Annotated in this window: 10 protein-coding genes; 1 reads left to right on the top strand and 9 read right to left on the bottom strand. The window is 63.7% G+C overall.

The features are described from left to right. Positions 1 to 209: 209 nt before the first annotated feature. From asnB to A5724_RS17750, 3 genes are all read right to left on the bottom strand, one after another. The gene (asnB, locus tag A5724_RS17760; protein WP_067804549.1) at positions 210 to 2,126 is read right to left on the bottom strand and encodes an asparagine synthase (glutamine-hydrolyzing); all 1,917 of its coding nucleotides are present in this window, start codon (positions 2,124 to 2,126) and stop codon (positions 210 to 212) included. A 117-nt stretch (positions 2,127 to 2,243) separates the two neighbouring features. Then, positions 2,244 to 3,176: a DUF2293 domain-containing protein gene (locus A5724_RS17755; RefSeq protein WP_232004878.1), complete on the bottom strand. Its 933-nt coding sequence runs from the start codon at positions 3,174 to 3,176 to the stop codon at positions 2,244 to 2,246. A 186-nt stretch (positions 3,177 to 3,362) separates the two neighbouring features. Further along, the gene (locus tag A5724_RS17750; RefSeq protein ID WP_067804661.1) at positions 3,363 to 4,292 is read right to left on the bottom strand and encodes an LLM class F420-dependent oxidoreductase; all 930 of its coding nucleotides are present in this window, start codon (positions 4,290 to 4,292) and stop codon (positions 3,363 to 3,365) included. Between the two features lie 61 nt (positions 4,293 to 4,353). Between A5724_RS17750 and A5724_RS17745 the strand changes: the two genes are divergently transcribed. Beyond that, positions 4,354 to 4,740 (top strand): MerR family transcriptional regulator, encoded by a 387-nt coding sequence (locus A5724_RS17745; RefSeq protein WP_067804545.1) that lies wholly within the window; start codon positions 4,354 to 4,356, stop codon positions 4,738 to 4,740. Between the two features lie 105 nt (positions 4,741 to 4,845). On the opposite strand, the gene A5724_RS17740 is transcribed toward A5724_RS17745, so the two are convergent. The 6 genes from A5724_RS17740 to A5724_RS17720 all read right to left on the bottom strand — a co-directional run bounded on the left by A5724_RS17740 (position 4,846) and on the right by A5724_RS17720 (position 9,798). Beyond that, positions 4,846 to 5,217, bottom strand: coding sequence for a barstar family protein (locus A5724_RS17740; RefSeq protein WP_067804543.1), 372 nt, complete (start codon positions 5,215 to 5,217; stop codon positions 4,846 to 4,848). Positions 5,218 to 5,228: 11 nt separating this feature from the next. Continuing rightward, positions 5,229 to 5,654 carry a colicin immunity domain-containing protein gene (locus A5724_RS17735; RefSeq protein WP_067804540.1) on the bottom strand — a complete coding sequence of 142 codons (426 nt, stop codon included), beginning with the start codon at positions 5,652 to 5,654 and terminating at the stop codon, positions 5,229 to 5,231. 13 nt (positions 5,655 to 5,667) lie between these two features. Then, on the bottom strand, positions 5,668 to 5,808 hold the full coding sequence (locus tag A5724_RS34230; RefSeq protein WP_197518702.1) for a hypothetical protein: 141 nt from the start codon (positions 5,806 to 5,808) through the stop codon (positions 5,668 to 5,670). A gap of 27 nt (positions 5,809 to 5,835) precedes the next feature. Next, positions 5,836 to 8,661, bottom strand: a complete 2,826-nt coding sequence (locus tag A5724_RS17730; RefSeq protein WP_067804538.1) for an RND family transporter — start codon at positions 8,659 to 8,661, stop codon at positions 5,836 to 5,838. Further along, positions 8,658 to 9,104 carry an MmpS family transport accessory protein gene (locus tag A5724_RS17725; RefSeq protein ID WP_156752335.1) on the bottom strand — a complete coding sequence of 149 codons (447 nt, stop codon included), beginning with the start codon at positions 9,102 to 9,104 and terminating at the stop codon, positions 8,658 to 8,660. The genes A5724_RS17730 and A5724_RS17725 overlap by 4 nt, the downstream gene beginning before the upstream one ends. A gap of 109 nt (positions 9,105 to 9,213) precedes the next feature. Further along, complete coding sequence (locus A5724_RS17720; RefSeq protein ID WP_067804535.1) at positions 9,214 to 9,798, bottom strand: TetR/AcrR family transcriptional regulator; 585 nt, start codon at positions 9,796 to 9,798, stop codon at positions 9,214 to 9,216. Between the last annotated feature and the right edge of the window lie 49 nt (positions 9,799 to 9,847).

The raw sequence follows: 9,847 nt of genomic DNA, 5'->3' as shown, positions 1-9,847 counted from the left end.
ACGTATCGGACAGCGACGGCAACCCACTGACCTCGGCATCACTGGCCCGCCCACCCAACGGCCCACCGCCCGACGTGCCACCCTGGACCGGGCCACTCGGCGAACGCGCCGACTGGTGGTGGTACAACCCCTACGAACCCAAACCACCACCCAGCGACAACTGAGCCGAAGTCGCTCAGTACGTGGGCACTTTGAAATGTGTGGCTGGCTCACGCCATGGAGAACAACTCCTGCATCACGACTACGCTCGCGACGCGCTGCAGATTTCCTTCGACCGCGATGCGCTGGTCGGCCGGCACGTCGAGCAGCCCATCGAGCGCCGTCGAAACCTTCGCCATGTCGTAGATCGGCTGGTCTTTCGCCGCCTGCGACGCGAAGGTGTCGCGATAGAACTCCAGCATCGGGTCGTTCGGGTTCCGCGTCGGGGGAGTGGTGAACGGATGCTTCTGCCGGTCGTACACCTCGGGGATCAACACATCCTTGGTCGCCTCACGCAGAACATGCTTCTCCCGAATGCCTTTGACCTTCATGCTCACCGGCACCCGCGCCGCGGCTTCGGCGACCCGATGGTCCAGGAACGGCACCCGCCCTTCGATCGAATGCGCCATCTCCATCCGATCGGCCAGGTAGTTCAGGATGAAATTCGGCAGCACGGTCCTGGCATTGACATAGAGCATCTGATTGAGCCGGTCGCGCCCCGCGACCCGTTGTGCCAGCGGCAGCCGATCCAGCGCGGCCACCAGCGGCTGGAATTCCCTGACCGACGCCGGTAAGTCCTCGCGGAGCAACGGCACCACGCTATTGGCCTGCCCCGCAGCCATATTCAGCGTCGCCGGCGACCAGCCGAGCCGCCGCTCCACCGCCTGCAATTCCGGACTGTTGAGCTGCTGCGGCATCAGCACCGCTCGCGTCGCCGCATTTGCACCGAACATCTCGTCAAGCAGCGTGGTCTTCTGATCAGGACTCAAGGTCGGATCGTTGTTCAGCGCGTCGATCCGGAAATACGGGTAGCCGCCCAGCATTTCGTCGGCGCCTTCACCGGTGAACACCACCTTGATGCCGGCGCGGCTCACCGCACGGCTGAGCAGATACTTGGCGACGCCATGACCGTTGAACATCTGCGTCTCGGAATGCCAGACCGCATCCGCGAAGGACTCGGCGATCTCGCGGCCGGTGATCGGAATCGGCTGATACGTCGCACCGACATGCCTGGCCTGAGCCTCCGCGATCCGCGCCTCGTCATAGAGCGCATTGTCGAAGGTGAGAGTGAACGCGCGGATCGGCCGCGCCATCTCCTGCTGCGCGAGCCCGAGCACAGCGCACGAGTCGATGCCACCGCTCAGATACGACGCCACCTCGACGTCGGCCACCAGTCGTTCGCGTACTGCGTCGGCCAACGCCTCGCGGAATTCCTCGACGACCTCCGCCTCGCTTCGGGTGTCCGCCTTCATCTGTTCAGCGGTCGGGATCTCCCAATCCCAATACGGATAGATGCGCACAGCACCGTCCCTGGCGATCGCGTAGCAGCCCGGCGGTACCGTGCTGATCCCGGCGAACTCGGTCTTCTCGTGCGATCGGCCCATCCCGCCGGTGGCGCCCTCGAGGTCCCAGGCGGCCGGCACACCGAGCGCCAACAGCGCCTTGATTTCCGACGCGAAGAACACCTCGCCGTTGACCACCGCGTAGTACAGCGGCTTGACGCCGAAGCGGTCGCGGATGGCATACATCGCCCGCTGCCGTTCGTCGGCGATGACCACCGCGAACTCGCCCCGCAGCTGTGTCGCAGCCTGCATGCCGCGCTGCCGATACAGGTGCAAGGCGATCTCGCTGTCGCTGTCGGTGGAGAACTGATAGCCCGCGTCGTGCAGCCGCTCGCGCAGAGCGCGGTAGCCGTAGAACTCGCCGTTGACCACCACATGTACCGCGCCGTCCGGGCTGGTCATGGGTTGACTACCGTTGTTCAATCCGATGATCGACAACCGCGTGTGCCCGAGCGTCCACCGCCCATCCCGCGACGTCCACAGGCCGGTGCCGTCCGGCCCGCGATGCTCAAGAAGCTTCAGCGCCGCATCGCAGCGGTCGCTGGCAACGCCGTCACGTGTCATCGCAGCGAAAATTCCGCACATCCTCGTGCCCTCCAGCGGTCGATGGTCGTCACTCAGACGCGCCACCGAAGCCAGCAGCGCTGCCTGAAAGTCCTAACTCCTGGGTATAGTTTTCTAATCCCAGAGTCGGTGATCGCGCTAGTCGTCGAGCATCGCCACACCGTCGTGCCAGGCACTGACGATGTCCTCGACGCGCGCATGCACCTGTGCGCGCGCCGATTCACGGTCGACGCCTGACATCAGCAGCTCGTCGTAATCGGTATCGACATGGCGCACTGACGCAACGACGGCAAGACGCACCGCCTCACTATCCAACGCCCGGCCGGCCGCACTTCGTCCCACCCGTCCGCTGCCGCGTGCCGCCGTATGCAACGCGATCGCCTCGGCCCGCTCGGCGGGACAACCCGGGAACTGCTCACGGATGGCGGCGGCGAACTTCTCCTGGAACAGCACGTCCTGAGCCGCTCTGCGGCGGGCGCGCGCGTCGGCGTCGTTGAGACATTGCTGCGCCGCTCGCTCGATCGCCGCCGGCTCTACCAAAATCCCTTGGCGCTCGAAGCGATGACGTCGACCATTCCAGCGCATCACGACAGCCGACATCCCGCTGGCCTTGTTGGCGCGGCGGGTGAGCGCCGCATCACCGGACGGCAAGAACTCGAGATGTCCGAGCCCCGCGCAATCCAGGCACAGCGCGCCCGCCTCGCCCGCGCGCAGCAGGTCTCCGATGCCGCCGCACGACGTGCACGTCGCCGCCGTGTCCGCCAACATCACGGTGATCTTGTGGGGGCGGCGTGGTGGAACCTCCGCTACCGGTTCGGGAGCGTCGGCTAAAACCCAATGGGTGCGGTAGGCGCGTTCGACGTCCGGGTCGCCGTCGGACATGAAATGCAAGGCTTGATAGTCGCCTTCGCACGCCGCGAGCCCGCGGCCTTGGCCCCAATGTTGCAATGCGGCAAGGGCTGTCGGGACTTTGGTGGTGTCGACGCCGAGGCAGCAATCGAGCGCAGGTGCGCGACCCTTCATCCAACGATCGACGCTCGGCTCAGCGAGCCAGCCCAGACCGATGAGCACATCGATTGGGCGGACGTATCGGTGGTTGGCCAACAACGCGTCAGCGATTCGTGCCACCCGGGTTTCCAGTTTCGCCATGCCGGGGCCGACATTACTGCTCACTGACGGTGGGGCCCGACAGTTACCCACAGTCGATCGCTCTGCCTTCCTCAACTGCCGGACGCGGGGCTTCGGCAGAGGCAGAGGTCAAGCAGCGGCCCGCTGGCGGATCTCCACCGCCGTCTCGAGCATCTGCTGCGTGCTGGTGAACCAGTCCTGCAGATTCAGGTCGATGATGAGCTCGTCTGCGCCGGCTTCGGCGGCCGTGTGGATGTCGTCGACGATTTGGTCGAGAGTGCCGACGAACGCGGTGCGGTCTGGACCTGTCGGACGCTCGGTGAAGGTGACATTTCCGACCACGATCATCTCCATAGTGCTTGGGTCTCGGCCGTGTTCGGACGCCAATTCCCTGATGCGGCCCCAGCTTTTGCGGAGCTCTGCGGCTCCGGCCGGTCCTGACTGGAGCATCACCGGCAGCCAGCCGTCCGCACGTTTGGCGATGCGCTGCATGACTTTCGAACCGACGCCGCCCAGCATCACGGGGACCCTTGTGACCGGCTTCGGCAGGACTGAGGCGTTGTCGACGACGACGCGAGGACTGCGGAACGTCACCGGGTCCGGTCCCCACATCGCATCGAACACATCGAGCGTCTCGTCGAGGAGGCGCCCGCGATCGGCTCGGGTGGCGCCCGCCGCCCGGAATTCGTCGGTGGACCAGCCGGTGCCGAGTCCGGCAATCACGCGGCCGCCGCTGATCTGATCGATCGTGGCCAGTTCCTTCGCCAGATGCACGGGCGTATGCAGTGCTGCAACCAGAACGGCAACGCCGAGGCGCACCTCTTCGGTCGAAACCGCCGCCGCAGTGAGGACTGCCAGCGGATCGGCGGCCTGTCGCTGGGTCTCCGGCCACGCGAGGTCCGTGCCACCGTAACCTTCGACGGGATTGTCGGGGAAAAGCAGCCGCTCATATGTCCACAAGCTGGCGTATCCGGCATCTTCGGCCGTCATGGCTGCCTCGATGATGTCGTGTTGCAGGTTGACGCCTAGTCGCTGGGGCAGGCGCAGTCCGAGTTTCATGTCCACGCATCGAGTGTTGAACCTTCACATTGATGTGAAGGTCAAATGTAACCTTGAGCACATGAAAATCGGCGAACTTGCTGAGCGCACCGGCGTCTCCCGCCGCCTGCTGCGCTACTACGAGGAGCAGGGACTGCTCACGCCCAGCCGCGGCGACAACGGATACCGGGAGTACCGCGAGCCGACCGTCGATGTGGTGCTGCAGATCAAGGGACTGCTCGACGCCGGCCTGCCGACGCGCATCATCCAGCAGCTGCTGCCGTGCCTGGATCAGCCGCAGACCATCTACGTTCCGGACGTGACACCGGACATGATCACCACGCTGCGACGCGAACAAGCCCGGCTGACCGAACGTATCGAGTTCCTGACCCGCAACCGAGACGCAGTCGCCGACTATCTCGACAAGGTTCTCAAAGTCAAGGCGGCGAACGCGTCGCGCGCGGGCTGAATCATCACTTCAAAGCGCGCAACCTCTTCGTCAGCGCATCGACAATATGCGGATCGCATGCCAGTACGGATTGGGAAACGACCGGTTGGTCCCTCATGTCCGCAGTCACTCGTGCCACAGGCTGCTAGCGTCGTCGAGCATTCTGAGCAGGATCTCGAAATCCTGGTTCGACTGTGTGAGTAGGTATTCCGCCGAATCGAAGACGATGAGAAAGCTTGACCCCTTGAGCCAGCTGAGCTCGGTGATGCAGTCCCACGATGCATCCCAGTTCTCGCCGAAGTAGTAGGGGAACTGCACCGCGGCACCCACTTCGTCGAAGAACTCCTTCTTATTGGACGATTTGGTGCCGCGGACGCGGAGAATGTCCCATTCGGGATGTGCTGGCATCCACGCCATGAGATGGTCCGCTAACGTGGACGGGGTCGCGGCGAGGACGGAGATTGCCGGACCGTCGGGATTGAACAGCTGCTCATTCAAACGGCCTCTCCTTAATCACCGTGTAAGACTGTGAAAGACGCGTTGGCGTCGGTCAGCCGCTTCTTGAATCCTTCGACCGCTTCGGGTTGGCACGCAAAGACCGTCTGAAAGGCGATCGGGAACCTACCTCGTTCACCGAAATCCGTTGTTATGGCCCGCCATTCAGCGTGAGTGTCGAGTATTTGGAGCAGCAGCGGGAAGTCCTCTGGTGACTCGGTCAGGAGGTGTTGCGCAGAGTCTACGATGATGAGGTAACTGGACCCTTTAAGCCAGCTGAGCTCATTGACGAGGTCTCGGAGGATCGGGTAGACCGGATCGCCGAGTATCCGTGTTTCGGACTTCATCGCGTGCAGGAACGACTTCTCGAACTCCGATGCGGAGATCTCCCGCCCGATGAAGCGATCGATCAGATCGAGGTATAAGGAGATATCCGGCAAGCCGCGCTATCTCCTAATCCCCGCGGTCAGGCTCGGTCAGTTCGGGCGCATTCTCCCGGGTCGCCATCCCGCCCTCGCGGCCGTGATCGGCCGGTCCGGGCGGCGGATCGACCTTCGCCGAGTCCTCGTTCTGCCTATCAGTTTCCTTGCTCATGCCGACCGAATACCCGCGCCGCCGAATCTAGAACAGCGCAAGCTGTCGGTCCTCGCCGAACCTCTGCGGAATCGGCCGCTGCCGCACCCGCACCGGCCACCAGAACCACCGACCCAGCAGCGCGGCGATCGACGGCGTCATGAACGACCGCACGATCAGGGTGTCGAACATCAGACCCAACGCGATCGTCGTCCCGATCTGCCCCAGCACCCGCAGGTCGCTGAAAATGAACGACGCCATCGTGAAGGCGAACACCAGGCCTGCCGCCGTCACCACCGACCCGCTGCCCGCCATCGACCGGATGATGCCCGTGTTGATGCCCGCATGGATCTCCTCTTTGAACCGAGACACCAGCAACAAGTTGTAATCCGAGCCAACCGCCAGTAGCAGGATCACCGCCAACGGCAGAATCACCCAGTACAAGTCGACACCCAACAGGTGCTGCCACACCAACACCGATACACCGAACGACGCCCCCAGTGACAACGCCACCGTGCCGACGATCACCAACGCCGCCACCAGGCTTCTGGTGATGAACAACATGATCAGCAGGATCAAACTCAACGACGCGATGCCCGCGATCATCAGGTCGTAGTGCGCCATCTCGGCGATGTCCTTGTACGTCGACGCCGTCCCGCCGATATAGATCTTCGACCCCGCCAACGGTGTCCCCTTGACCGCCTCGGCCGCCGAATGCCGGATCGCATCGATGTGCGAAATGCCCTCCGGCGTCGCAGGATCCACGTCATGGGTGATGATCATCCGCGCCGCCTTGCCGTCCGGCGACAAGAACAGCTTGAGCCCGCGCAGGAACTCCGGGTTACTGAACGCCTCCGGCGGCAGATAGAACGAATCATCAGTCTTCGACGCGTTATAGGCCGCCCCCAACTGCGTCGAGTTCTCCAACGCCTTGGCGGTCTGGTCGTAGATCCCCGACGTGGTCGCATGGTTGGTCATCGTCAGATCGCGGTTGGTCTCCTGGTTGGCGATCTGCGGCGGAATCAACGCCAACAACTTCGGCTGCAACGCATCGAGCTTGGCGATGCTGCCCGAGACGTTGGCCAGCTGATCGGTCAACTCGTTGATGCCATCGAGCGCATCGAACAACGACCGCAACGCCCAACACGCCGGGATGTCGAAACAGTGCGGCTCCCAATAGAAGTAGTTCCGCAGCGGGCGGAAGAAATCGTCGAAATTGGCGATCTTGTCGCGCAGATTCTGCGCCGTGGTCACCGTGTCCTGAAACGCCTGACTCTGCTCGTGGGTGATCGCGCTGGACTGCTGCTGCAACGCGTACTGCTGGCGCAGCACGTCGATCGAGTCGTTGATGACCTGAACCTGCCGCAGCAGGTCGGAGGCCCGATCCTGTTGGAACGGCAGGTTGTTGATCTGTGCGGCGCTGTTGGCGCTGAGCTGGAACGGGATCGAGGTGTTGTCCAGCGGCGTGCCCAACGGTCGGGTGATCGACTGCACCTGGGCGATGCCGTCGGTGTGAAACACCGCCTTGGCCACCCGCTCCAATAAAATCATGTCGGTCGGATTACGCAGATCGTGGTCGGCCTCGATCATCAACAGTTCCGGATTCAACCGCGCCTTGGAGAAGTGCCGCTCGGCGGCCGCATACCCCACATTCGACGGCGCACTGGCCGGCATATAGGGGCTCACGTCGTAGCTGACCTTGTAACCCGACAGCGCGGCCAACCCGATGAACGCCAACGCCATCGTCGCGATCAGGATCGGCCCCGGCCACCGCACGATCGCGGTCCCGATCCGCCGCCAACCCCGTTTGGCCGTCTTGCGTTTCGGCTCCAAGAGCCCGAACCGGCTGCCGATCACCAACACGGCGGGCGCCAACGTCAGTGACGCCGCCAACGCGATCAGCACACCGATCGCCGCCGGGATGCCCAGGCTCTGGAAGTACGGCAACCGGGTGAAGTACAGGCACGCCACCGCACCCGCGATCGTCAACCCCGACCCCAGGATCACGTGCGACGTTCCGCGATACATGTCGTAGAACGACGCCGTCTTGTCGAGGCCGTCGTTGCGTCTCTCGTGGTACCGGCCGAGCAGGAAGATGACGTAGTCGGTGCCCGCCGCGATCACCAGCAGGGTCAGGATGTTGGTCGAATACGTCGACAGCCCAATGAGTCCCACGTTGGCCAGGAACGACACGATCCCCCGCGCCGCCGACATCTCGACCAGCACCGTGAGCAGCGCCAGGACCATCGTCACCGGGGAGCGGTAGACGATCAGCAGCATCGCCGCGATCACCGCGACGGTCAGGATCGTCACGAACGTGGTGCTCTCGTTGCCCACCTCGAATTGGTCGGCGATTTGCGCGGCCGAGCCGGCGACGTAGGCGTGAATGCCCGGTGGTGCAGGCGTTTTGGCGATGATGTCGCGCAGCGCGTCGACCGACTCCAGCGACAGCGCCTCACCCTGATTGCCCGCCAGGAACACCTGCACGTAGGCGGCTTTACCGTCCGGGCTCTGCGAGCCCGCCGCGGTCAGCGGATCGCCCCAGAAATCCTGCACATGCTGGACATGCTTTGTGTCGGCGTTGAACCGCTTGACCAACTCGTCGTAGTAGCGGTGGGCCTCGGCGCCCAACGGCTGGTCACCTTCGAGAACCACCATTGCCGCGCTGTCGGAGTCGAACTCGTGGAATACCTTGCCGATGCGCTGAAACGCCTGCAGCGACGGCGAACTCGGCGAGCTCAACGCCACGTTGTGCTCTTCGCCGACCTTCTCCAGCTGCGGCACGAACACATTCGTGACGGCCGCCACCGCCAGCCAGAACACCACGATCGGCACGCACAGCCAGCGCACCCATCTGGCCAGATGCTGGCTCATCCGGACTTGTCCAAGCAGTAGGTGAAGGCGTTCAACGCGTTGACCGTTCTCTCGTCCTTGACCACGTCGTCGATCTTGATCCGGCAGCCCAGCGAGTCACTGTCGCCCTGGGCGGAGACGTTGACGAAAACGGCCGGCTGGGTGGTGGTCGTGTCGTAGGTCCACGGCAGCGTCGCACTGTCGACCCGCTGTGGCTGGGCGTTGACATCGGTGTAGGTGATGGTCGCCACCGTGCCCGGCGGCCCGAACACCTCCATCACCACATGCTTCGGGTTGAACGGATGGATCTCGTTGGCCGCCCCGCTCGGGGTCGAGGTGACGTCCTTGGAGCCGAAAATGCCGTTGAGCCGATACACCGCGAACCCCGCTAACGCGACCACGAACACCGCCACCACAAGCATCCAATGCCGCAGCACTCGGCTTCCGATCGAAAACCGCGGCATCCGTGACCCTTTCAGGCGTTATGGCATGTCAACGAAGCATGGCTCATCGCTTGCTGGATATCAACCTGATTGACAGTACGGTACGGGACCGGACCACACAACCCAGACGTCACGTGTTGTGGCGAGTGAGACCGGGGATGAGGACGTTGTCCACGAGCACGCGCACGGTGTCCTTGGATGCGTTCCGCCCGGTCAACACGGAGCGATAGATGAGGTAGCCGGGCAGCACATCCCACAAATCGTCGGTGATCGCCGAAGTCTCGATCTCTCCACGCTCGACGGCCCGCGCGAGCACGCCACCCATCAACGCTTCCTTCTGGACCAGGAACTGCTCCTGCATGACGGTCTCGAGTTCGGCGTTGCGGGAGACCTCGACGAGCACCGCTCGGATGGTGCCGGCATGAAGTTCGACGTGAGCGAGGATCTGCTCGCCCAATGCCAGCAGATCGCCGCGCAGGCTGCCGGTGTCCGGGTCGACCGCGACCTGTCGAGTGCCCTCGATGAACGCGGCCAGCACCAGTTCGGCCTTCGTCGGCCACCGACGGTAAAGCGTGGCCTTGCTGGCGTGCGCCTTCGTGGCCACCGCCTCCAGGGCCAACCGGTCGTAACCGTGTTCCTGCAGCAGCTCGAGCGTGACCGCCAGCAACTCGGCTTCACGCGGTGACCACGGGCAGTCCGCGTCGACGACTGTCATCGCATGAGTATCAGTCACGTCAGCGGCTCACGGAAACCCATGCCAGGAA

Origin of the sequence: Mycobacterium sp. ACS1612 (genome assembly GCF_001667505.1) — a bacterium.
Classification (GTDB): Bacteria; Actinomycetota; Actinomycetes; order Mycobacteriales; family Mycobacteriaceae; genus Mycobacterium.
This window is presented reverse-complemented; position numbering and strand designations above follow the sequence as displayed.